A 22,029-nucleotide genomic window follows, 5' to 3' on the forward strand; every position below is an offset into this window, starting at 1 on the left:
TATGATTATTTATTCAATACGTCGATTGCTTTTATTACTTGTGACACTGTTCTTTTTGTCACTGGTGAGCTTTAGCCTGAGCTATTACACGCCAAATGGTCCATTAAGTGGTGCATCACTAATAGATGCCTACTTTTTCTATGCTCACAATATGACTCATTTTGATTTTGGTATTTCTTCTATTAATGGAGAACCCATTAAAGCGCAATTAATTGAGGCATTGCCAGCAACAATGGAACTTTGCACCTTAGCTTTTCTTTTTGCCTTAATTGTGGGTATTCCTGCTGGGATCATTGCTGGTGTTTGGCGTAATAAATCTGCTGATATTATTATCAGTAACTTTGCGCTCTTAGGTTTTTCTGTGCCTGTTTTTGGACTTGCCTTGTTATTAACACTTTTCTTCTCACTAAAACTGGGTTGGCTTCCTGTTTCTGGTCGTATTGATTTACTTTATAACTTACAGCCTATTACAGGTATTGCATTAGTTGATGCTTGGTTATCTAATTCACCTTATCGCCAGCAAATGATTATTAATGTATTACAACATCTGATTTTACCTGTAACAACACTTGCTATTGCACCCACAACAGAAGTTATTCGATTAATGCGCAATAGTACGGAAGAAATTATGTCAGAGAACTACGTGAAGGCAGCCGCAACTCGAGGTCTCTCACGTTTTACAATTATTCGTCGCCATATTCTTCATAATGCTTTACCCCCTATCATCCCTAAATTAGGCTTACAGTTCTCCACCATGCTTACACTTACCATGGTGACAGAAATTGTATTTAATTGGCCGGGACTCGGCCGCTGGTTAGTCACAGCAATCCGCCAACAAGATTACTCTGCGATTTCCGCAGGAGTGATGTTAGTAGGTTCAATGGTCATTGTTGTTAACGTCTTATCAGATATTGTCGGCGCTATGAGTAATCCAATGAAACACAAGGTGGGATATGCCTTTAGATAGCCAATTTTATAAAGAGAAAAAAACACCAACACCCGTAGCGGTGATTTGGCAATGTTTTTCTAAAGACGTTATCTCAATGGTAGGGTTTTATGGTGTTCTTTTTCTCTTAGTATTGAGTGTAATTGGCCCTTATATTGCGCCTTATGCTCTTGATCAACAGTTTTTCGGACATCAATTAACGCCACCATCTTGGTATCAAAACGGGAACGTTTCTTACTTTTTTGGTACAGATGACTTAGGCAGAGATGTTTTTAGTCGAATTTTAATTGGGACAAGTATGACCTTTGGTGGTGCATTTATTGTCACTTTTGCTGCGACATTAATGGGGTTAATTATTGGTTGTTTTGCGGGGATGACTCATGGTTTAAAATCCGCCATTCTTAACCATATATTAGATACCTTATTATCAATTCCATCACTACTTCTGGCCATTATTGTTGTAGCTTTTGTGGGAACAAGCCTTGGTCATGCCATGATAGCGATTTGGCTAGCATTGTTACCTCGCTTAGTCAGAATGATCTATTCTGCGGTCAATGATGAATTAAACAAAGAGTATGTCATTGCTTCTCGACTTGATGGCGCATCGAATATTTCCATTTTATGGTATACCGTATTACCTAATATTACCCCTGTATTGGTCTCTGAATTAACGCGTGCTTTTTCAATCGCTATTCTTGATATTACCGCATTGGGTTTCCTCAATTTAGGCGCTCAGCTTCCTTCTCCTGAATGGGGTGCCATGCTGGGCGATTCACTTGAGTTAATTTATGTCGCCCCATGGACTGTCTTAATTCCAGGCGCCACAATCATGATCAGCGTTTTATTGGTGAACCTATTAGGAGATGGTTTACAGCGTGCAATAAATGAGGGAGTTGAATAATGCCTTTATTAGATATACGCAATTTAACCATTGAATTTATGACGCCTGATGGGCCAGTTAAAGCCGTCGATCGTGTTTCTATTACCTTAAATGAAGGTGAAGTCAGGGGGCTTGTCGGCGAATCAGGATCAGGTAAAAGCTTAATTGCAAAAGCCATTTGTGGCGTCACTAAAGATAATATCAACGTAACTGCTGATCGTTTCCGATTTGATGATATTGATTTACTTAAATTATCCCCAAGAGCGCGACGTCGTGTCATTGGTCATAATATTTCAATGATTTTCCAAGAGCCACAATCTTGTCTTGATCCTGCGACAAAAATTGAACAGCAGTTGATACAAGCTATCCCAGGTTGGACATTTAAAGGCCATTGGTGGCAACGCTTTCATTGGCGAAAACGCCGTGCAATTGAATTATTGCACCGTGTAGGTATTAAAGATCACAAAGATATTATGCGCAGTTACCCTTATGAATTAACAGAAGGTGAATGCCAAAAAGTGATGATAGCTATCGCCATTGCTAATCAGCCTCGATTGTTGATTGCGGATGAACCGACTAACGCAATGGAACCCGCAACACAAACACAAATATTTCGTTTACTTACTCGACTTAATCAAAATAATAATATGACAATTCTTTTGATTAGCCATGATTTGCAATGGATGAGTAAATTGGCGAATAAAATTACAGTGATGTATTGTGGTCAAATGGTTGAAACAGCCTCTCCCGATGAACTATTAGTAACACCTTATCATCCTTATACTCAAGCATTGATACGCTCTATTCCTGATTTTACCAACTCATTGGCACATAAGAGCCGTTTAAATACATTGCCAGGAGCAATCCCTTCGCTTGAACATCTACCCGTAGGTTGTCGTTTAGGCCCACGTTGCCCATATGCACAACGCCAGTGTATTGAAGCCCCTCGGTTACGTTTATTTAAAAACCATGCCGTGGCTTGTCATTTCCCGTTAAATGTGGAGCCAACTGATGTTCGATAAACTGCTTGAGGTAAAGAATCTTTCAAAAACCTTTCGCTATCGCACTGGATTATTCCGGCGTCAACAATTAGAAGCTGTAAAACCAGTTAGTTTTACACTTGAGCCAAAACAAACCTTAGCCATTATTGGTGCTAATGGTTCAGGAAAATCTACATTAGCAAGAATGTTATCAGGTGTAACTGAGCCTACCGGCGGGGATATTTTTATTAATGGGCATCAACTCCATTTCGGTGATTATCCTTATCGTAGCCAACGCATTAGAATGATATTCCAAGATCCCACTAACTCATTAAATCCGCGCCAACGTATTGGTCAAACATTAGATATTCCTTTGCGTCTTAATACGGATTTAAGTGCTATTGAACGTGAAAAGCGCATTTATCAGACATTACGCCAAGTGGGCCTTTTGCCTGAACATGCAAACTATTATCCCCATATGTTTGCATCAGGTCAGCGCCAACGTATTGCGCTTGCAAGAGCATTAATTTTACAACCTCAAGTAATTATTGCTGACGAGGCTATCGCATCATTGGATATGTCCTTACGATCACAAATTATAAACTTGATGTTAGAACTGCAAGAAACTCATGATATTGCCTATATTTATGTAACACAAAACTTAGGTATGACTAAACATATTAGCGATAAGATTATTGTGATGGATAATGGTGAAGTTGTTGAACGCGGTAATACAGCTGAAGTCCTTGCTTCACCTTTACATGAAGTCACACGAAGATTGGTTGCAAGCCATTTTGGTGAAGCCTTAACAGCCGAAGCTTGGCGTCAAGATTTAACTTAAGTGTAAACAATATAGGCCTAATGTTAATTGCACATTATTTCGCCCTTTTCCCTTAACTCCTCGGAGGTGCTAGGGAAATTAAACAAATTTACAAATGTCGTGGTAGAATCAGCCACGTTTATTAACAATAAGCGTGATAACCCAACAGATAAATAAAACTGTGAATGATGTTATTATCGCGATTTACGAAAAAACAAGGATACAGCTATGGGCTTTATGACCGGCAAACGCATTCTTATTACTGGTGTTGCTAGTAAATTATCAATTGCTTATGGTATTGCCAAAGCTATGCGTGACCAAGGTGCAGAACTTGCATTTACTTACCAAAATGAAAAACTGAAACCACGCGTTGAAGAATTTGCAGCATCATTAGACTCAAATATCGTATTAGAGTGTGATGTGTCAAAAGACGAAAGCATCGATACCATGTATGCAGAACTTGCAAAAGTTTGGCCAAAATACGATGGTTTTGTTCACTCTATCGGTTTTGCACCTGCTGACCAACTAGATGGTGACTATGTTAACGCTGTTACTCGTGAAGGTTTTAAAATTGCTCACGATATTAGCGCATACAGCTTTGTTGCGATGGCAAAAGCAAGCCGTGAAATGCTAAATCCAAACTCTGCTCTATTAACTCTGACTTATTTAGGTGCTGAACGTGCAATCCCTAATTATAACGTCATGGGTCTGGCTAAAGCGTCTTTAGAAGCTAACGTACGTTACATGGCAAACGCCATGGGTCCTGAAGGTATTCGTGTTAACGGTATCTCTGCTGGCCCAATCCGTACATTAGCGGCGTCTGGTATCAAAGACTTCCGTAAAATGTTAAGCCATTGCGAATCAGTAACCCCTCTGCGTCGCACTGTAACAACCGAAGATGTAGGTAATACAGCAGCATTCTTATGCTCTGACTTATCAGGTGGTATTACTGGCGAAATCATCCACGTTGATGGTGGCTTTAGCATTGCAGCAATGAATGAATTAGAACTAAAATAACTCTATTGCCTAAATAACAAAAGCCAGCCTAAAATCATTAAGGCTGGCTTTTTTGTGAGAATAACATTCCTGCGTATATTCATTTCATCCTCCCTGTTAGATTTTTTTAAGCTTTTTCTATGTTTAATTATTTGGCTCTTTTGTTGATAAACATCCATATTTCATCTTGTTTTCACTCTTTTTGAACTTCATATTTAGAGTAATTACTTTTTAGATAAATATAACTTTTGTTTTTTAGTTAATTCCTATAATCTTCTCACTTATTACAGATAAAATAATCACATATTAATAAAAGGATTTAATGTATGAAGAAATTTAAATTTCTGTTTTATATTTTTGCCATTATCGGCGTGATTATTTTTATCGTTGCTTTATTTGTTATTAAATCAGAATTACATTTAGTAAGAAATGGCATAGAAACAACGGGTATTGTTATTGATCAAAGTATGAGTCAATCCTCTAATGAGAGAAATGTTTATCACCCTATTATTCAATTTACTACTAATGATAATAGAAAAATTACTTTTCGCTCACTAGAAGGAAGTAACCCACCTCGTTTTCATCTTGGTGAAAACATTAGTGTTATTTATCTTCAAAATGATCCTCAAAGAGCGACAATTAACAACTTTTTAGGCTTATATGGTGCAGGCACTATATTAGGTATTTTTGGCTTGGTATTTGCCTCAACGGGACTTATCCCTCTGTATTTTATAAGAAGAAAAGCCAATAGAAATCAACGATTGAAACGTGATGGTATGCCTATTAATGTAAAAATATCTGAGGTCATTATTAATAATAATATTCGAATTAATCACCGTTCTCCTTATCAAATCATTGCAGATTATCATGACACATTAAATAATCGTTTAATTCGTTATAAAAGTGGTTATATATTTTTTGATCCCACTCCTTATATTAATAAAGAACTGGTTACAGTCTATGTTGATAAGAGAAATCCCAAGATTTATTACCTTGATATTTCTTTCCTACCTTCATTTGAAGAATGATAATTAATATAAAGAATACTTATTTTCTTATAATTTCATCAATTATCTGTCTTGTTCACAGATTTACAAAAGCCTTTTTCATTCGCATCATTTGAGTTTGCTAATTTCTTAGAACGCCTTATTATCTTATGTTAATGAAGATATTTTTTGATATCCGTAAGTCATTATCACCATCTCATTGATAGGGAGCTATTCAATATGAAATTGTACTACACACCGGGTAGTTGCTCACTTTCCCCTCATATCGTTTTACGTGAAACGGGCCTAGATTTCTCTATTGAACGCATCGATTTACGTGCTAAAAAAACAGAGTCAGGTAAAGATTTTCTAACCATCAACCCTAAAGGGCAGGTTCCTGTCCTTCAATTAGATAATGGTGATATTCTGACTGAAGGCGTTGCTATTGTTCAATACCTTGCAGACTTAAAACCAGATAGAAATTTAATTGCACCACCAAAAACATTAGAACGTTATCACCAAATAGAATGGTTAAATTTTCTTGCGAGTGAAGTTCATAAAGGTTATAGCCCACTATTTTCACCAGATACTCCTGAAAGCTACCTACCAGTGGTTAAAACCAAACTCAAAAGTAAATTTGCTTATATCAATGATATCTTAAGCAAACAAAAATTTGCATGTGGTGAGTATTTTACTGTTATTGATGCTTATTTATTTACATTAAGCCAATGGGCACCGCATGTTGGCTTAGATTTAACTGATCTAACACATCTACAAGATTACTTAAAACGCATTGCACAACGCCCTAATGTACATAGCGCACTGATTACTGAGGGGTTAATTAAAGAGTAATCTCTTTTCTATTTTTTAATTTAAATAGCTCAAGTGACATATAATTACTTGAGCTATTCTCTTTTAAATGCACAGACAATAAATGTGGTTATCTAAAGTAATACACTTTCATATCTGTATCTAAAAAGTACTCAGGGAAATGACTTTACTAGGCTAATAGGATATTACATGATTAACGTTTCGACTTACTTAAAAATAAGAGATAATTTTATTAATATCAATGACTATAATGGTTTATTAAAAGATACTTTCTATATTGAAGGTGCCATAGAATTATCTATTTATAATACTAAAATAATCGATATAAGCATGTGGGATTATGTTGACCAACTATGGAGCTATCTAGTCGAAGGTTTAGTTAAAATAAATGAAAATCAAGAGTTTAAAACCAACTTTCCTGACCAGCCTATTGAAATAAAATTTCAGCCTATCAATGAAAACGTGCTCATTACCATCAATGCTAACAGTTCAAGAAAATCGTTTATTAATAAACACCTGCTTATAAAAACAATGGCATTACATGCTCAAGGATTTTTTAATAAGTTAGTAACCTTTAAAGGTATTGTTCTTAATGATTATGCTATTGATTTTCAAAATATAGAAAACTTACTAAAAAAAGAAAGTTAATATAAAAATAAAGGAAATAAAATGAATAATAATTTCGAACACTGCGAAAAAAACATTTCTTTGTTTGAAATAGAACAATTGGAGAATAATTTAAAATATAAATTTTCTAATGATTTTGTTGAACATTACCTACAATTTAATGGAGGAGTCCCTTTAAAGAGTTGGTATTATATCAATAATGATATTGAACCTCTTGAAATTGCAAAGTTTAAATCCATAAAACACTGTAACTTAACTTTAGATAGTAGTACTTCATTACTCGATAATTGTTATTATTATATGATTGAAAAAAAAGTTATTCCTCAAAACATCATCCCCTTTGCTATTGATTGGGGTGGGAATTTTTTCTGCATTAATCAAGATGATAATAGTGTGCTATTTTATGCGATAGATCTCTTTAATGATGAACTAACTCTTGAAGAAAACCATAAAAATGCTCAACTCTATTTAGCTCCTTCATTTGATGTTTTTATCAATAATCTAATGAGTGAAGATGAGATAGACGGCTTATAATACGTATAATCCATTGATATCTTACAACTGGCTCCTAAAAAAACGGAAACTATTAAGCCTCCGTTCTGGTTCTAATCAAATTTGTTTTATTGCAATTAATCTATCTGTGTTGCGCAGAATCTATGTGTTGGATGCACCATTTGATCTTGTGCAGCAACGAGTTGCAATTCGTACTCATTCATTTCTTTCGTTTTGAGCATCACTTCATAAACTGCCGCGGCAACGTGTTCTAATGCAGTTTGTAACTCAACCCCTTTGAGTAAATCCACCAGCATTAAACCACTGGTTAAATCACCGACTCCCACGGGTTGACGCTCACCAAAATCAACTAATGGGCGACTAACATGCCAACTATGTTCTGCGGTTACTAACAGCATTTCAAAGCGATCATGGCGATATCCAGCACGTGATAAGTGTTTTACTAATACAATCTTAGGGCCTTGTTTACACAATTCACGAGCAGCGTTTACGCACTCATCAACGTTGTGAAGTGCTTTACCACCACTTAATGTTTCAAGCTCTAAAAGATTAGGGGCAATAATATCGCTAATTGGTAAAGCTTCTTCACACAGCACACCTGAAACTGCAGGAGGGACAATACAACCTTTTTCAGGATGCCCCATCACAGGATCACAAAAATACCATGCGTTAGGATTGGCTTGTTTTACTTTTTTAACGATATCAACAATACGCAAACCTTGTTCAGCCGATCCCAAATAACCACTTAGTACAGCATCACATTGTGAGAGCTTGCCGATTGCGGCAATACCATCAACAATTTCTGTAATATGTTCTGCTGACATAACACATCCAGTCCATTTTTCTGGGTACTGTGTGTGGTTTGAAAATTGCACTGTATTTAAAGGCCAAACGTTCACACCCATCCGACGCATTGGAAACTCAGAAGCACTGTTACCCGCGTGACCGAAAACAACATGAGATTGAATAGAGAGTATATTTTTCATGACATAAACCGATTATTGTGAATACACACAACACCCAAGCTTTATCATCATAGGCGAGGTATATACGTTATTTATTGTTATTAAGAAAAAGGGCAACTCACCGGCTGCCCTTTACTGTCAATTATTTCCAGATAACAAGGCAGTAGTGTTTTTTACCGCGACGTAAAATAGAATAATGACCAAATAAGAAATCTTTTTCTTCAAAGACGTATTCAGGATTGTCTTGTTTTTCACCGTTAATTGAAACAGCGTTAGAGCCAATCATTGTACGAGCCTGACCACGAGAAGGAACTAATTCTGCGTTAACCAGCGCTTGTTGCAAATCACTGCCTTTTTCTAATTCAATTGTCGGCATACCGTCTTGTGCTAATTGTTCAAGATCAGCTTGTGTTAAGTCTGCAATTGCACCAGAGAATAAGCTTTCTGTAATACGTTTAGCAGCGACTAATCCCTCTTCACCGTGAACTAAACCCGTAACTAGTTCTGCTAATACACGTTGAGCACGAGGCGCTTGACCGCTATTTTTATCTTCTTCTTCAAGTGCATTAATTTCTTCAATGCTCATAAAGGTGAAGAATTTTAAGAAGCGATAAACGTCAGCATCTGCTGTATTGATCCAGAACTGATAGAATTTGTATGGGCTTGTTTTCTTAGGATCTAACCAAACCGCACCACCTTCTGTCTTACCGAATTTAGTTCCGTCAGATTTAGTAATTAATGGTACAGTCATACCAAATACTTGTTTCTGATTGAAACGGCGGGTTAAATCGATACCTGAAGTGATATTACCCCACTGATCAGAGCCACCGATTTGTAATTCAACACCTAAATGCGTATTTAATGACGCGAAGTCATAAGCTTGTAATAGGTTATAGGCGAATTCAGTAAAAGAGATACCCACATCGTCACGGTTTAAACGCTGTTTAACCGCTTCTTTGTTGATCATTTGGTTCACAGAGAAGTGTTTACCGATATCACGCAGGAATGTCAGCACATCCATTTGACCAAACCAGTCATAGTTGTTTGCTAATTCCGCACTGTTTTCACCACTGTCGAAATCTAAGAAAGGTGACACTTGTTTACGAATTTTTTCTACCCATTCGTGAACAGTATCTTGGGTATTCAGTTTGCGCTCGGTGGCTTTAAAACTAGGATCACCAATCAGACCCGTTGCACCACCCACCAACGCCACAGGCTTATGCCCGGCTAGTTGGAATCGTTTTAAACACAGCAAAGGAACCAAATGCCCCAAGTGCAGGCTATCAGCGGTAGGATCGAAGCCACAATAGAGAGCGATAGGACCTTGCTCCAAACGCTCTACTAAAGCTGCCTCATCCGTGACCTGAGCGATTAGCCCACGCTCCTGCAATTGTGTGATTAGGTTCTTGCTAGACATCAATGACTCCATCGGTTTATTGTTTTTTGTCTATTTAAAATATAAGTGAAACACAAGTGGTATAGCATAAAGCGCCACTACGTTAAGTACCAGTAGAAAAAGACTTTTTGAGACAAATTTATTAGCACCATTAAGGTGCTAATCGCTCAATATCCCATCCTTGTGGTGATTTTTGGTAAATAAAGCGATCGTGTAGACGATTTTCTCGTCCTTGCCAAAATTCAACAGATTCAAATGTCACACGATATCCACCCCAGAAACTCGGTAATGGGACTTCTCCATTTTGGAATTTCTGTTTTAATTCCATAAACTTACTTTCCAACACGCCTCTTGCAGAAATGCGAGAAGACTGTTGAGAAGCCCAAGCCGCAATTTGACTATCTTTAGGGCGACTGTGGAAGTATTTTAAAACTTCAATAGGCGAAAGTTTTTCTGCCTTCCCTAAAAAACAGACTTGTCTTTCTAAGGGATACCAAGGAAATAACAAACTCACTCTTTGGTTATGCTCTAAATGACTCGCTTTACGACTGCCCAAGTTGGTGTAAAAAACTAATCCATGTTCGTCAAAGTGCTTTAATAACACGATACGCTGGTAAGGTTGTCCATTTTCATCAACAGTTGCAACACACATTGCTGTAGGATCGCTTAAACGCGCTTCACAAGCTTGTTTTAGCCATTTCTCAAACAATACCAATGGCTGTTCAGTTAGTTCATGACGTCGTAATCCACCTTTCATATATTCACGGCGTAAATCAGCAACATCAATAAAATCAAGATCTGTCATTTTTCATTCTCTCTCTTTTGAGAAACTGCATTCAGCATATCACGCTTAACGAGGATTTGTAGGGTAAATCGCCCCTAAAACGGTTTCTCTTGATGCCCCTGTGACAGAAGGTAAATTTCCTGATTCATTGGCAATAGTTCTAGCTGCGAGCCAAGCAAATGCAAGCGCTTCCATATCATCACCACTTAAACCATATTTATCTGTAGGTGCTACTTCTGTGCCTGGTAATAATGAGGCCAAACGATGCATAATTTGCCCATTTCTAGCACCTCCACCACAGACTAAAAGACGTTCACATCCCCCGCTTAATTGTATTTGTTGCACAATACTGATAGCGGTTAATTCAACTAAAGTGGCTTGTACATCTTCAGGGAAAACATTAGGTACTCTTGCTAAGTGATAGTTTAACCATTGCGTATTAAAATATTCTCGCCCGGTACTTTTAGGTGCTGAACGAGAAAAATAAGGATCAGACAGCATATCTTTTAATAATGCAGCATTTACTTTTCCAGTTGCTGCCCATTGCCCATTATCATCATAAGGCGTTTGGTTGTGTATCCAGTTCCAGCTATCTAACAACATATTGCCAGGGCCAGTGTCATAGCCTTTTACTGCAACACCAGGCAATAATAATGAAATATTGGCAATACCCCCAATATTTAAAATAATACGTCTCTCGATAGAATGCCCTAATACTGCAAGGTGAAAAGCAGGCACTAAAGGCGCGCCTTGTCCACCATATGCAATATCACGACGACGGAAATCACCGACAGTGGTGATCCCTGTCAATGCAGCCACACGATTGTTGTCACCGATTTGCATAGTAAATGGCATATCACTTTCAGGTTCATGCCAGACCGTTTGTCCATGGCACCCTATCGCCGTAATATCGCTTGCACTCAGTTTTACTTTTGCCAGTAACTCTATAATTGCTTGAGCATATAGCTCTCCTAATTGTGCGTCTAATAAGCCTAGCTCATGTAGAGTAGTGGGTTGTCCTTGGCAAACAGCTAAAATACGTTGACGTAGAAGTTGTGGATAAGGTAAAAAATGAGTTTCTTGTTGTGCAACGAACTTATTATTGATTGCAGCTAATACAACATCAACACCATCTAAGCTTGTGCCAGACATCACGCCAATGTATCGCCCTGCTCTCATGTTCTTTTCCTTATAATCAAGATGATGCAAATTTTTAACATATAATGTTATATTCTCTTTTTTCAGAAATCTCTTCTGTTTTTACTATCGGCCTTTACTATATAGTAAGCTATATATTATTAAAATCAGTGTCGACATAAGTAAAAAATAGTCTATAACTGATACTAGACAACATTGGTATAACCTGAACAATGTACCTCAGGTTTTCTTTAGGAGTAACTATGTTTAAGCATTTACTTATTGGTCTTTTTACGATGACCGTTCTTACTGGTTGTGTGAACACAAGTTCATTATCGGGCGACACTTACACAGCAAGCCAAGCTAAACAAGCGCAAAATATTACTTATGGTACGATTGTTTCTGTTCGTGCGGTTAATATTCAGGCAGGCAGTGATGAGAATATCTTAGGTGCCATTGGTGGTGCTGTTCTTGGCGGAATGTTAGGTAACACAATTGGTGGTGGCACAGGCCGTAACCTTGCAACAGCAGCTGGTGCAATCGCAGGTGGTATGGCTGGACAACAAGCACAAGGTGCATTAAATACTACCAAAGGTGTTCAAATTGAAGTTCGTCTAGATAGCGGTAAAACTGTGGCAATCGTTCAAAAAGCAGATAATACTGTTTATAGCCAAGGTCAACGTGTTGCTGTTATTGGTAATGGAAATAATTTAACTGTATCTCCTCGATAATTCATGGATAAAAAACAGGCAACTTAATGTTGCCTGTTTTTTTATGATCTATAATAATAAATTTAAAGAGAGATTAAATATATAACCTACCTATTTATTACCCTCACGTAATAATTATTATCACAATAGTAATTAATCTTTATTTAAATAGATTATATATTGATTTTGAAATTATTAGCTATTTAGTCTATTTATATTTTTTTCCAACTTTTGAATAATACCAATTAACGTTTCAATCTCATCTCGTCGAATATCACCCAATATCTCTCGTCTTGTTTGTTCTATAACTGCATAGACTTCATTAATAAAAGGTTCAGATTCGTTTGTTAATTTTATACGTTTTGCTCTACGATCATTTGCACATGTATGTCTACATATCAGTTTTTTTTCTTCCAGTTGATCTAGTGTTCTTACTAAAGATGGTTGCTCTATACCTATAGCTTTAGCCAATTGAATTTGTGACTGCTCTGGTGGTAATTGGCTAATATTATACAAAGTGATCCAATGGGTTTGAGTTAATTTTAATGGTTTGAGACGATGATCAATTAAAGCACGCCATAATCGAACTAAACGCGCCAAATCTGCTCCTAATGTTGATTCCACTTATCTCTCCTTAATTAGTATTTTCAGTCAACTTATTGCAAAGTTTAGATATTCATTTTTAATACAACATTTACCTATTCTTTTTAATTAAAATATTTACCTTTAATAACTAATATAATTATATTCCTATTTATTAGATAAGTAATTATTTTCAATACTTGATTAATTTATTTTCTTTCTGACAACGAAAGTTCATAAAGAATAACCTTGTTATAAAAACTAATCTATATTTTTTTACATAATAACAATCATTATTTCACGATTTACCCCCCCGTAAAGAAAAATATTTTTGTTATCATGCAATTACAAATAAATAGTCATTAGAAATATTTTTAATAGATATAATTATATTAATAAAGAAAAAATAATAAACCAACTAACTATAATAAATAACAAAAATGAATTAAAACAATACTTCATTTATTTTTCAAGATTAAAAAATAAGTGGAACATTTAAAATAAATTAAGTTGTTCATTTTCTTTTTCTATTGTCGCCCCTCCTTTTTTAAATGATCTTAAATAACGCTGCTGACAAAGGCGTAATACATTTCTTTTATCTTGTGTGCTCATTGTTGACCAATTAAATCGTTCTTGCCGATTACGATAGCATCCCATGCAGTAACCTTGAGCATTCATTTCACAACGTCCAATACAAGGGCTAGGAATATCAAAAAATTCTAATTGATCTTGCATTTGATTTCCCCCCCCTGTTGTTTGTTACTATAGAGTATAGTTAATGGAGAGATTATCTGCACAATGCACTGATTGAACTGTTAAGGGTGTAGTAAAATTGAACTTTAGGGCTCTAACGCGCTATAGTACTGCGCCATCAGTTTATCTGTAAGGTTTAACATTAAAAAACACGAGAGGTTTATATGCGAGTACTTCATACCATGATTCGTGTAGGCGATTTACAACGTTCTATCGATTTTTATACCAAAGTATTAGGTATGCAACTTCTACGCACTAGCGAGAATGAGGAATATAAATACTCGTTAGCTTTTGTTGGCTATGGTGATGAGAGCACCGGTGCGGTTATTGAGTTAACCTATAACTGGGGTGTAAACAGCTATGAAATGGGAACGGCTTTTGGCCATGTTGCGCTGGGTGTTGATGATGTTGCAGCAACCTGTGAAGCTATTCGTCAAGCTGGCGGTAATGTTACCCGTGACGCAGGCCCAGTTAAAGGAGGCTCAACTATTATTGCTTTTGTTGAAGATCCTGATGGGTACAAAATCGAACTCATCGAAAATAAAAGTGCAAGTCACGCACTAGGTAACTGATTTTTATTTAAACCAGAAAGATAATCTATTTATCTTTCTGGCCTTGCTTATTATTAATTTCCGATATTTTATTTTTATCGGATAAGTACAATTTGATGCCTGAAATAAATAATCCCAATAAGCTTTGTAACCGTTTTCGAGGTTACTACCCTGTTGTTATTGATGTTGAGACAGGTGGATTTAATGCAAAAACAGATGGTTTACTTGAAATTGCAGCCATTACATTAAAAATGGATGAACAAGGTTGGTTAAAACCTGATAATACGCTACATTTTCATGTTGATCCCTTTGAAGGTGCTAATCTAGAACCTGCTGCCTTAGAATTTACAGGCATTGACCCAACAAACCCACTTCGTGGCGCAGTCAGTGAATATGAAGCCTTGCATGCAATTTTTAAAATGGTACGCAAAGGAATGAAGGATGCTGATTGTAACCGCGCTATCATTGTAGCGCACAATGCAAATTTCGATCATAGCTTTGTCATGGCTGCGGCTGAACGAACAGGGTTAAAACGAAACCCTTTTCATCCTTTTGCCACCTTTGATACAGCGGCGTTAAGTGGATTAGTTTTGGGGCAAACTATTTTAGCTAAAGCCTGTATCACTGCAGGAATACCTTTTGATAGCAAACTCGCTCATGGTGCGTTATATGATACGAATCGCACATCATTACTTTTTTGTGAGTTAGTTAATCGCTGGAAAAAGCTCGGTGGATGGCCATTACCAACACCTTAATTCTATTATTTCAATGATAACAATATGAATAACAGAAAAAAGCCAGTTCATCACTGAACTGGCTTTTCTTATTGAATACTTAATTTATTTTTATTTCTTTTAATATCAATCTGTTAAAAGAAAAAATAATAATTAGGCTTCTTCTTCACCACGATATTTATCAGCAGTCTCTTTTAGTAACTTCTGTAATTCACCGCGCTGATACATTTCTAGAATGATGTCACATCCACCGACTAATTCACCATCTACCCATAATTGTGGGAAAGTTGGCCAGTGTGCATATTTTGGTAATTCTGCACGAATATCTGGGTTTTGCAGGATATCAACATACGCAAAACGCTCACCACAAGCAGAGATAGCTTGAACTGCCTGAGCAGAAAAACCGCAACTTGGTAATTTTGGTGAACCTTTCATGTATAAAATAATTGGGTTTTCATTGATCTGGCGTTCAATTTTTTCAATAGTCGTCATTTGTAAGTCCTTACAGCCTTTTATATTCAATATGCTTTATAGGGGAAAACATGAAAGAAGAATACCACTTTATATTGGAAAGCTCTATATAAGTTTAGTTATCAATATAAAACAATAGGTTGGTGTTAAATCGCAATACTATTGACGAGAAAGTGCACGATGATGCATAGAAAATAAATCAATACGTTACAGATGTTTATGAGTGTGTTTTATCTCATTATTTCACTACCTACTACCAACACATTTACGAGCTAAAATACGAATAAAATAAAAAGCCTCAATTAAGAGGCTGAGAACATTTCGATTGAGAAAACTCTCAGTGCTCGAATCGATTAGCTTAATTATATGAATTATTATTGTATGGTTCCGTTGTCTAAAAGGATCAAGCAACCCAGAGTATTAGCAATATCAGTTATTTCACCTTTTATTTTTGCAGTTTGTCCTTTCTTAATTTTAAGAACATTTTCTTCTTCACTTGGTTTTAAAGTATATGAAGCACTAGCTTTATTATTAAATGAAATAGCAATGACTTTAGGTGGTGTTGGTTTATAGAGGTCATATCTGACTACTTCTTCCAAACTTGCAATAGTGGTCACTCTTCCTTCAAAAATAACCCACTTTCCTCTCCATTTTTTCTTAGCTGCTATCTCATTATCACTAAAGTCCTTACATATTTCTGCATAAGTCGCTTCAGTTACTGGAGATTCCATCGATGGAACTATTTGGTTTACAGCACTATTAACAGAACGAATTGCCTCGTTTATTTTACACCCTGATAATAATGTGATTATAGATAATAATAACACCGTCTTCTTCATACAAATTCCTTTATAAAGTCAAAAAAAAATAGATAAAATATAAATCCAATAAGATAAAAATCTATTTTAATTAAATAAAACAACGCCCTCGCCAACATTATGGATAAATGTATGACTCTTTCTAAATAGCTTAATATTTTGATCTAAAAGTATAGAACATGAAAAAATAGTACTATAACTTTTCGTTATCTTATTTTAAATAAGAAAAATCTTGCCACCCTAGGCTTCCATAAATAAATAAAAACAAGCTAGTCATATTCCGATTTATTATCCCTATAAAATTAATATAATTATTTTTAGCTTATAGTTTAAAAGTAGAATTTATTATAAAATCCAAGATTAAATATTTAATTTATTTCTTTATTTGAATTATATTTAGCTATATATTCTTTCATATTAAAAAAATAGCAAGAAAAGAAATAACAATTTTCATATCAATATCAACACATTAAATTTCATAATCTATACATTAAGATAAAACGCTACCTTCTTAAAAGGATATAATGTATATAAATGAGTTTGTTATAAACCCTGATGAGTATTAATGATGGACATGATTTTACTGTTTCTTTTAGTGGGATGTATCACTGGCTTTTTTGCTGGATTACTTGGTATTGGCGGCGGTGCAATCATTGTTCCAGTGGTCATGTATGTGGTCAGCCAGCAAGCCATCCCAACAGATATGGTGATGAAGATAGCCTTATCTACCTCATTCTCTGTTATTATATTTTCCACTGCATCTTCGGCGTATTCCCATAACAAGCATAAAGCCATTTTATGGCAACAATTTCCTTTATTATCCATTGGCACTATCATTGGTATGCTTGTGGGGACATTTCTAGTACAAAAAATGTCAAACACGATATTGCAAATCGTGTTCTGTATTTTCATGGTATATACCATCTATGGTTTATTAACTAAAAAGAAAGAAGCGGAACGCATTGAAAACGTAAAAGATCCTGTTGTTTCAAAACCTGCCTTAACAAGTGGTGGCTCTTTAATTGGTTTTATATCCAGCTTTATCGGCATTGCTGGTGGCACTATTACTATCCCTCTTTTAAGTCATTGGGGATTTAATACACGTAAATGTATTGCAACCTCTTCAATGATTGGTGTCATCATTGCTTCTATCGGCACAATCATGGGTATTGTCTACGGTTGGAATCAAACAAATATTGATGATTATTACTTGGGTTTTATCTATTTACCTGCCTTTATCGGAATAAGCATAACTAGCATACTCTTCGCACCTATCGGTGTTAAAGTTGCTTATCGCCTACCAATTCCTAGAGTTCGTCAAATATTTGCATTATTCCTATTCTTAGTCGTAGTGAAAATGATGTATACGCTTATTACAGGATAAGCGCCTGTTCTGAAAATCATATTCCGTTAAATTATTCTATAAAAACAAGCAATACTAAAATCTAACATTTCTAATAATGTTAGATTTTAGTAAGTTAGGGTATTTATAGATAAAATAAAATGAACGAATCTCATTAGGTAATCTTCACCTAATTAAAACAAATATATTTAAGTATCACGGATAGCTTATTCTTTTCTCACTTTGACTTGTAAAGCAAAAACAGGATCCGTTGTACCACACATAGTACGCCCTACTGTGGCTTTTATTTTTATCCGTACATTGCCACTTTTAGGTGCTGTTCCTTGTAAATGAGCAAAAATGATAGGACGCTCGTCTTGATGCATGACATGCTTTTGCCAATCTTCATCTGTAATAAGAGAAAGCCACTCCCCATCTTTATTTTTGATCATTAATGTCACAGTAACCCATTCAGGACTTTCCACAATATAATATGGAGCTAAACCAGAAAATACCCCAATTTCAATCTGTTGATCATAATTTTGATTAACAACAGCTTCTGGCATATAGATTTTTTCTTGTGATTCTGACGGTGTAAATAAAATACTGGTACTGCATGCAATACCATAGAACATGCTACAGCCATTTAGCACACCACAAAAAATAAGCAAAAATAGACTCTGAACTAAATTTTTTATAGAAAAATACTTAAAAATTATACTTCCATGCATGCTTTTATCACTCCATTGAAAAAATTTAAACTATTATCGGAGAATTTAAATCAACCCTTATATCATCTCAAATATCATTTTATTGTTTAGCATTAAATACCGTTCCTTGCTGCCAATCAAGGACTGAAATTCCTATTTTATTTGCTAATTTAATAACCACAGGAAGAGTTTCATCTACTTTAGAGTAAACAAAACCAATAACTGGGATTTTGGTCATAAAGTTATTAATTAAAGGCCCATCACACCACACACTATCATCTATTTCATCATCAGGTAATTCGCAAAGGCATGGATATAAATAAGAAATTTCTTGATAAAAACGCAACATTGATGGGCTTAATTCTTGAATATCTTCATCTTCATATTTTTCGAAGTATTCACACGCTTTTTCAAAATCATCCGGAATAGGAAAATCAAATAATGCAATATTATAACTCATTTTAACTCCTACACTCTATTTGCGTAAATTTAATCTACAATATCGCTACGACGATAAATGTATAAATAATAAGGCTTATGTGAATACATTATTTCTATATCCCCTTCTTTAGCCTCAATACTCTCTATATCAGAAAATACAAATATTTTATTCTCACTTAATGACTCATATTCGATTACCTCTAACTCCTTACAGTTATTTACCTCTGTTAACAATGCTTTTTTATCTTTAACTAAAGGATAAATATTTTTCATTTTCTGAGCTAAAAGATCACAGACCGAATCAATGTCATCGCCACCAAAATAGGATAGCTCTACGCCAATTAATTTACCTTTATAAAATTTTAATGCATTTCTATCAGAGTCTTTCTCAAACGGAGGCTCATTATTAAAAAAACAAGTGACAATATCTTCCTCTGTTTCACACACGCCATTTTTTATAAAAGGAATATCATCAATTGATCTTCCAAAATCTAATTTCAAAGGTTCATTACTTTTAAAACCAAAACCAGATAAAAATACTATCATGCCAATAGCTATAAATAGCTTTTTCATATTGTATATTCCTTTAAAAACAAGTTCATTACCCTATATGAGCTGTAACTACTTCTCCTGAACCACACAATGTTAATTGATTCATTAAGCTATCGTAACAGCATTAAATTGTTATTTTTTTATTTTTACCTATCTCATTATAAATGCGATTTTGCTACTTTACGTGTAAGCAAGAGGGATATACTCTTATGAGTATTACTAATCTATATGGCTTATAACTATAGATAAAATATATTTAGCTGTTATTTCAGCAGGTTTTTGTTAAAATAATTAGCAAAATAGCAACAAATTAGTGATTCATTTGCCTCATTTTATCAATTTAGATGAAATGATTTCAGGCACAAAACCCGAAATAGATAGTATAAAGGAGTACGCAATGTCTTTCGAATTACCAAAATTACCTTATGCGTTAGATGCTCTTGAGCCACATATCTCTAAAGAAACATTAGAATTCCACTATGGTAAACATCACCAAACCTATGTAACCAACTTAAATAATCTGGTTAAAGGTACTGATTTAGAAAGCAAATCTTTAGAAGAAATCATTAAATCTACTGATGGTGGCATCTTCAATAACGCGGCTCAAGTATGGAACCACACTTTCTACTGGAACTGTTTAGCACCAAATGCAGGTGGCGCACCAACAGGTAAAATTGCTGATGCTATCAACAAAGCATTTGGCTCTTTTGAAGAGTTTAAAAAGCAATTTAATGATGCAGCCGCTAAAAACTTCGGTTCTGGTTGGACTTGGTTAGTTAAAAAAGCTGACGGTTCAGTTGCCATTGTTAACACCTCTAATGCGGCAACGCCAGTTTCAGGTGCAGACAAACCTCTGTTAACTGTGGATGTATGGGAACACGCTTACTACATCGACTACCGTAATGCCCGCGTTAAATATTTAGAAGAGTTCTGGGCACTGGTTAACTGGTCATTTGTTGAAGCTAACCTAGCTTAATTGAACTTAGTGATCAAAAGTGAATGATTGTGATTCATTTTTGGTGACATAATAACAAAGGGCCTTGAGCCCTTTGTTATATTCAGATATTCGATAATTTATTATTACAATTGATCGGATATTTTATAAAGCAGTGATTAGAACAACATAGTTGAAAATAAAACAATCATAACAAGCGCTGCTACTGCTGTGCTCAAACCAAATTTCAGATCCGTATCCATCTATATCTCCCTCAATATGATTATAATACACGTTATTAACCATAACCTTGTCATGGTTAATTATTATCACATATCAAAATTTGCTAAAATAGCGACCAGTGCACAATTTATAACATTGATTAATACTTTCACTTTTGAGCTAGATCATACAAAATTCATAGCTAATCGCTAAATTATTGCCAGTGTTTGCCCTATGTATGACTATACTGGCAGTTAAACCACAAAATTAGATAAAAGAGACCAATGAAGGTCAGGAGTTTTCCACACCATGGCAACAATAAAAGACGTGGCAAAACGCGCAGGCGTATCAACCACGACTGTTTCTCATGTGATCAACAAAACACGTTTTGTTGCTGAGAACACACGGGCAGCAGTTTGGGCCGCTATAAAAGAATTAAATTATTCGCCTAGTGCCGTTGCGCGTAGTTTGAAAGTCAATCACACCAAATCTATTGGCCTGTTAGCCACGTCCAGTGAAGCTCCTTACTTTGCTGAAGTGATTGAAGCAGTTGAAAACAGTTGTTATAGCAAAGGCTATACACTGATTTTATGTAATTCACATAATAATCTTGATAAACAAAAAGCCTATTTAGCGATGCTGGCACAAAAACGCGTTGATGGGTTATTAGTGATGTGTTCTGAATATCCCGATCATCTTCTGACTCTTTTGGAAGGCTATCGTAATATTCCCATGGTTGTCATGGATTGGGGTAAGGCCCGTGGCGACTTTACAGATACTATTATCGATAACGCTTTTCATGGTGGTTATATCGCTGGCCGTTATCTTATCGAACGAGGTCATCGTGATATCGGTATTATTCCTGGACCATTAGAGCGCAACACCGGTGGTGGTCGTCTACAAGGCTTTCTAAAAGCCATGGAAGAAGCCAAAATCACAGTAAAAGATGAGTGGATTGTACAAGGTGACTTTGAACCTGAGTCAGGTTATAAAGCGATGTATCAAATGCTAAATCAAAAACAACGCCCTACTGCAGTTTTTTGTGGCGGTGATGTGATGGCAATGGGTGCAATCTGTGCTGCAGATGAGCTAGGTTTACGTGTTCCTTTTGATATTTCAATCGTAGGTTATGACAATATTCGTAATGCACGTTATTTTACCCCTGCACTAACCACAGTCCACCAGCCCAAAGAACGTTTAGGTCAAATGGCCTTATCAATGTTGCTTGATCGCATCGTTAACAAACGTGAAGATGCCCAAACAATCGAAGTACACCCTCGATTGGTTGAGCGTCGTTCAGTTGCTGATGGTCCTTTTATCGACTATCGTCGCTAATTCCTATTCAGTT

At 35.7% G+C, this 22,029-nt stretch carries 26 protein-coding genes; 15 read left to right on the forward strand and 11 right to left on the reverse strand.

The genetic code is table 11. From position 1 onward, the window contains the following. Position 1: 1 nt before the first annotated feature. The 9 genes from sapB (at position 2) to GWI68_RS19345 (ending at position 7,600) form a co-directional block, all read left to right on the forward strand. Entirely contained in the window at positions 2 to 967 is a 966-nt protein-coding gene (sapB, locus tag GWI68_RS19305) for a putrescine export ABC transporter permease SapB (protein ID WP_109408715.1), read from the forward strand. Continuing rightward, positions 954 to 1,847 (forward strand): putrescine export ABC transporter permease SapC, encoded by an 894-nt coding sequence (gene sapC / locus GWI68_RS19310; protein ID WP_166541340.1) that lies wholly within the window; start codon positions 954 to 956, stop codon positions 1,845 to 1,847. Before sapB ends, sapC begins: the two co-directional genes overlap by 14 nt. Continuing rightward, a complete protein-coding gene (gene sapD / locus GWI68_RS19315) occupies positions 1,847 to 2,848 on the forward strand; it encodes a putrescine export ABC transporter ATP-binding protein SapD (RefSeq protein ID WP_109408714.1) in 1,002 nt (333 codons plus the stop codon). The genes sapC and sapD overlap by 1 nt, the downstream gene beginning before the upstream one ends. After that, complete coding sequence (gene sapF, locus GWI68_RS19320; protein ID WP_072067956.1) at positions 2,838 to 3,647, forward strand: putrescine export ABC transporter ATP-binding protein SapF; 810 nt, start codon at positions 2,838 to 2,840, stop codon at positions 3,645 to 3,647. Before sapD ends, sapF begins: the two co-directional genes overlap by 11 nt. 207 nt (positions 3,648 to 3,854) lie before the next feature. Further along, positions 3,855 to 4,643, forward strand: coding sequence for an enoyl-ACP reductase FabI (gene fabI, locus GWI68_RS19325; RefSeq protein WP_072067955.1), 789 nt, complete (start codon positions 3,855 to 3,857; stop codon positions 4,641 to 4,643). A gap of 305 nt (positions 4,644 to 4,948) precedes the next feature. Then, the gene (locus GWI68_RS19330) at positions 4,949 to 5,650 is read left to right on the forward strand and encodes a DUF3592 domain-containing protein (protein ID WP_166541341.1); all 702 of its coding nucleotides are present in this window, start codon (positions 4,949 to 4,951) and stop codon (positions 5,648 to 5,650) included. Between the two features lie 198 nt (positions 5,651 to 5,848). Then, complete coding sequence (gstA, locus tag GWI68_RS19335) at positions 5,849 to 6,460, forward strand: glutathione transferase GstA (RefSeq protein WP_166541342.1); 612 nt, start codon at positions 5,849 to 5,851, stop codon at positions 6,458 to 6,460. Positions 6,461 to 6,628: 168 nt separating this feature from the next. Further along, positions 6,629 to 7,087, forward strand: coding sequence for a hypothetical protein (locus GWI68_RS19340; RefSeq protein ID WP_166541343.1), 459 nt, complete (start codon positions 6,629 to 6,631; stop codon positions 7,085 to 7,087). Between the two features lie 21 nt (positions 7,088 to 7,108). After that, a complete protein-coding gene (locus GWI68_RS19345; protein ID WP_166541344.1) occupies positions 7,109 to 7,600 on the forward strand; it encodes an SMI1/KNR4 family protein in 492 nt (163 codons plus the stop codon). A 95-nt stretch (positions 7,601 to 7,695) separates the two neighbouring features. Here GWI68_RS19345 and pdxY read toward each other — a convergent pair whose 3' ends face one another. From pdxY to anmK, 4 genes are all read right to left on the reverse strand, one after another. After that, the gene (pdxY, locus tag GWI68_RS19350; protein WP_109408709.1) at positions 7,696 to 8,565 is read right to left on the reverse strand and encodes a pyridoxal kinase PdxY; all 870 of its coding nucleotides are present in this window, start codon (positions 8,563 to 8,565) and stop codon (positions 7,696 to 7,698) included. 121 nt (positions 8,566 to 8,686) lie between these two features. Continuing rightward, positions 8,687 to 9,961 carry a tyrosine--tRNA ligase gene (tyrS, locus tag GWI68_RS19355; protein WP_072067950.1) on the reverse strand — a complete coding sequence of 425 codons (1,275 nt, stop codon included), beginning with the start codon at positions 9,959 to 9,961 and terminating at the stop codon, positions 8,687 to 8,689. A 130-nt stretch (positions 9,962 to 10,091) separates the two neighbouring features. Beyond that, positions 10,092 to 10,745, reverse strand: a complete 654-nt coding sequence (gene pdxH, locus GWI68_RS19360) for a pyridoxamine 5'-phosphate oxidase (RefSeq protein ID WP_166541345.1) — start codon at positions 10,743 to 10,745, stop codon at positions 10,092 to 10,094. 45 nt (positions 10,746 to 10,790) lie between these two features. Continuing rightward, positions 10,791 to 11,903, reverse strand: a complete 1,113-nt coding sequence (gene anmK / locus GWI68_RS19365; RefSeq protein WP_166541346.1) for an anhydro-N-acetylmuramic acid kinase — start codon at positions 11,901 to 11,903, stop codon at positions 10,791 to 10,793. A gap of 221 nt (positions 11,904 to 12,124) precedes the next feature. Between anmK and GWI68_RS19370 the strand changes: the two genes are divergently transcribed. Then, the gene (locus tag GWI68_RS19370; protein ID WP_109408706.1) at positions 12,125 to 12,592 is read left to right on the forward strand and encodes a glycine zipper 2TM domain-containing protein; all 468 of its coding nucleotides are present in this window, start codon (positions 12,125 to 12,127) and stop codon (positions 12,590 to 12,592) included. 174 nt (positions 12,593 to 12,766) lie between these two features. Here GWI68_RS19370 and slyA read toward each other — a convergent pair whose 3' ends face one another. Then, positions 12,767 to 13,195, reverse strand: coding sequence for a transcriptional regulator SlyA (gene slyA / locus GWI68_RS19375; protein WP_109408705.1), 429 nt, complete (start codon positions 13,193 to 13,195; stop codon positions 12,767 to 12,769). A gap of 453 nt (positions 13,196 to 13,648) precedes the next feature. Continuing rightward, the gene (locus GWI68_RS19380; protein ID WP_166541347.1) at positions 13,649 to 13,888 is read right to left on the reverse strand and encodes a DUF1289 domain-containing protein; all 240 of its coding nucleotides are present in this window, start codon (positions 13,886 to 13,888) and stop codon (positions 13,649 to 13,651) included. A 182-nt stretch (positions 13,889 to 14,070) separates the two neighbouring features. Here GWI68_RS19380 and gloA point away from each other — a divergent pair, with 182 nt between their 5' ends. Together gloA and rnt are read left to right on the forward strand one after the other, a co-directional pair. Further along, positions 14,071 to 14,478 carry a lactoylglutathione lyase gene (gene gloA / locus GWI68_RS19385; protein WP_036937247.1) on the forward strand — a complete coding sequence of 136 codons (408 nt, stop codon included), beginning with the start codon at positions 14,071 to 14,073 and terminating at the stop codon, positions 14,476 to 14,478. Between the two features lie 95 nt (positions 14,479 to 14,573). Beyond that, on the forward strand, positions 14,574 to 15,212 hold the full coding sequence (gene rnt / locus GWI68_RS19390) for a ribonuclease T (protein WP_166541348.1): 639 nt from the start codon (positions 14,574 to 14,576) through the stop codon (positions 15,210 to 15,212). A 132-nt stretch (positions 15,213 to 15,344) separates the two neighbouring features. On the opposite strand, the gene GWI68_RS19395 is transcribed toward rnt, so the two are convergent. Beyond that, positions 15,345 to 15,683 (reverse strand): Grx4 family monothiol glutaredoxin, encoded by a 339-nt coding sequence (locus tag GWI68_RS19395; protein ID WP_072070287.1) that lies wholly within the window; start codon positions 15,681 to 15,683, stop codon positions 15,345 to 15,347. Positions 15,684 to 16,036: 353 nt separating this feature from the next. Next, positions 16,037 to 16,501: a hypothetical protein gene (locus tag GWI68_RS19400; protein WP_166541349.1), complete on the reverse strand. Its 465-nt coding sequence runs from the start codon at positions 16,499 to 16,501 to the stop codon at positions 16,037 to 16,039. A 544-nt stretch (positions 16,502 to 17,045) separates the two neighbouring features. On the opposite strand from GWI68_RS19400, the gene GWI68_RS19405 reads away from it, so the two are divergent. Continuing rightward, on the forward strand, positions 17,046 to 17,864 hold the full coding sequence (locus GWI68_RS19405) for a sulfite exporter TauE/SafE family protein (protein ID WP_227336807.1): 819 nt from the start codon (positions 17,046 to 17,048) through the stop codon (positions 17,862 to 17,864). Positions 17,865 to 18,049: 185 nt separating this feature from the next. Here GWI68_RS19405 and GWI68_RS19410 read toward each other — a convergent pair whose 3' ends face one another. The 3 genes from GWI68_RS19410 to GWI68_RS19420 form a co-directional block, all read right to left on the reverse strand. Continuing rightward, a complete protein-coding gene (locus GWI68_RS19410; protein WP_166541350.1) occupies positions 18,050 to 18,493 on the reverse strand; it encodes a hypothetical protein in 444 nt (147 codons plus the stop codon). A gap of 139 nt (positions 18,494 to 18,632) precedes the next feature. Beyond that, positions 18,633 to 18,992, reverse strand: a complete 360-nt coding sequence (locus tag GWI68_RS19415; protein ID WP_166541351.1) for a hypothetical protein — start codon at positions 18,990 to 18,992, stop codon at positions 18,633 to 18,635. A 29-nt stretch (positions 18,993 to 19,021) separates the two neighbouring features. Then, a complete protein-coding gene (locus GWI68_RS19420) occupies positions 19,022 to 19,546 on the reverse strand; it encodes a hypothetical protein (RefSeq protein ID WP_166541352.1) in 525 nt (174 codons plus the stop codon). A gap of 376 nt (positions 19,547 to 19,922) precedes the next feature. Between GWI68_RS19420 and sodB the strand changes: the two genes are divergently transcribed. Then, positions 19,923 to 20,501, forward strand: a complete 579-nt coding sequence (sodB, locus tag GWI68_RS19425) for a superoxide dismutase [Fe] (protein WP_166541353.1) — start codon at positions 19,923 to 19,925, stop codon at positions 20,499 to 20,501. Between the two features lie 489 nt (positions 20,502 to 20,990). Beyond that, positions 20,991 to 22,016 (forward strand): HTH-type transcriptional repressor PurR, encoded by a 1,026-nt coding sequence (purR, locus tag GWI68_RS19435; protein WP_036937255.1) that lies wholly within the window; start codon positions 20,991 to 20,993, stop codon positions 22,014 to 22,016. Positions 22,017 to 22,029: the final 13 nt, after the last annotated feature.

The sequence above is a fragment of the Proteus sp. G2669 genome (assembly GCF_009915245.1).
GTDB lineage: Bacteria > Pseudomonadota > Gammaproteobacteria > Enterobacterales > Enterobacteriaceae > Proteus.

Bases quoted from the DNA above. Each gene is read 5' to 3' on its own strand.
- fabI (WP_072067955.1), top strand. From the start codon at position 3,855: ATGGGCTTTATGACCGGCAAACGCATTCTTATTACTGGTGTTGCTAGT.
- GWI68_RS19415 (WP_166541351.1), bottom strand. From the start codon at position 18,992: ATGAGTTATAATATTGCATTATTTGATTTTCCTATTCCGGATGATTTT.
- GWI68_RS19405 (WP_227336807.1), top strand. From the start codon at position 17,046: ATGATGGACATGATTTTACTGTTTCTTTTAGTGGGATGTATCACTGGC.
- tyrS (WP_072067950.1), bottom strand. From the start codon at position 9,961: ATGTCTAGCAAGAACCTAATCACACAATTGCAGGAGCGTGGGCTAATC.
- sodB (WP_166541353.1), top strand. From the start codon at position 19,923: ATGTCTTTCGAATTACCAAAATTACCTTATGCGTTAGATGCTCTTGAG.
- sapB (WP_109408715.1), top strand. From the start codon at position 2: ATGATTATTTATTCAATACGTCGATTGCTTTTATTACTTGTGACACTG.
- GWI68_RS19380 (WP_166541347.1), bottom strand. From the start codon at position 13,888: ATGCAAGATCAATTAGAATTTTTTGATATTCCTAGCCCTTGTATTGGA.
- GWI68_RS19340 (WP_166541343.1), top strand. From the start codon at position 6,629: ATGATTAACGTTTCGACTTACTTAAAAATAAGAGATAATTTTATTAAT.
- pdxH (WP_166541345.1), bottom strand. From the start codon at position 10,745: ATGACAGATCTTGATTTTATTGATGTTGCTGATTTACGCCGTGAATAT.
- GWI68_RS19395 (WP_072070287.1), bottom strand. From the start codon at position 15,683: ATGACGACTATTGAAAAAATTGAACGCCAGATCAATGAAAACCCAATT.
- anmK (WP_166541346.1), bottom strand. From the start codon at position 11,903: ATGAGAGCAGGGCGATACATTGGCGTGATGTCTGGCACAAGCTTAGAT.
- sapF (WP_072067956.1), top strand. From the start codon at position 2,838: ATGTTCGATAAACTGCTTGAGGTAAAGAATCTTTCAAAAACCTTTCGC.
- GWI68_RS19400 (WP_166541349.1), bottom strand. From the start codon at position 16,501: ATGAAGAAGACGGTGTTATTATTATCTATAATCACATTATTATCAGGG.
- sapC (WP_166541340.1), top strand. From the start codon at position 954: ATGCCTTTAGATAGCCAATTTTATAAAGAGAAAAAAACACCAACACCC.
- GWI68_RS19330 (WP_166541341.1), top strand. From the start codon at position 4,949: ATGAAGAAATTTAAATTTCTGTTTTATATTTTTGCCATTATCGGCGTG.
- purR (WP_036937255.1), top strand. From the start codon at position 20,991: ATGGCAACAATAAAAGACGTGGCAAAACGCGCAGGCGTATCAACCACG.
- gloA (WP_036937247.1), top strand. From the start codon at position 14,071: ATGCGAGTACTTCATACCATGATTCGTGTAGGCGATTTACAACGTTCT.
- GWI68_RS19345 (WP_166541344.1), top strand. From the start codon at position 7,109: ATGAATAATAATTTCGAACACTGCGAAAAAAACATTTCTTTGTTTGAA.
- gstA (WP_166541342.1), top strand. From the start codon at position 5,849: ATGAAATTGTACTACACACCGGGTAGTTGCTCACTTTCCCCTCATATC.
- GWI68_RS19370 (WP_109408706.1), top strand. From the start codon at position 12,125: ATGTTTAAGCATTTACTTATTGGTCTTTTTACGATGACCGTTCTTACT.
- sapD (WP_109408714.1), top strand. From the start codon at position 1,847: ATGCCTTTATTAGATATACGCAATTTAACCATTGAATTTATGACGCCT.
- rnt (WP_166541348.1), top strand. From the start codon at position 14,574: ATGCCTGAAATAAATAATCCCAATAAGCTTTGTAACCGTTTTCGAGGT.
- pdxY (WP_109408709.1), bottom strand. From the start codon at position 8,565: ATGAAAAATATACTCTCTATTCAATCTCATGTTGTTTTCGGTCACGCG.
- GWI68_RS19420 (WP_166541352.1), bottom strand. From the start codon at position 19,546: ATGAAAAAGCTATTTATAGCTATTGGCATGATAGTATTTTTATCTGGT.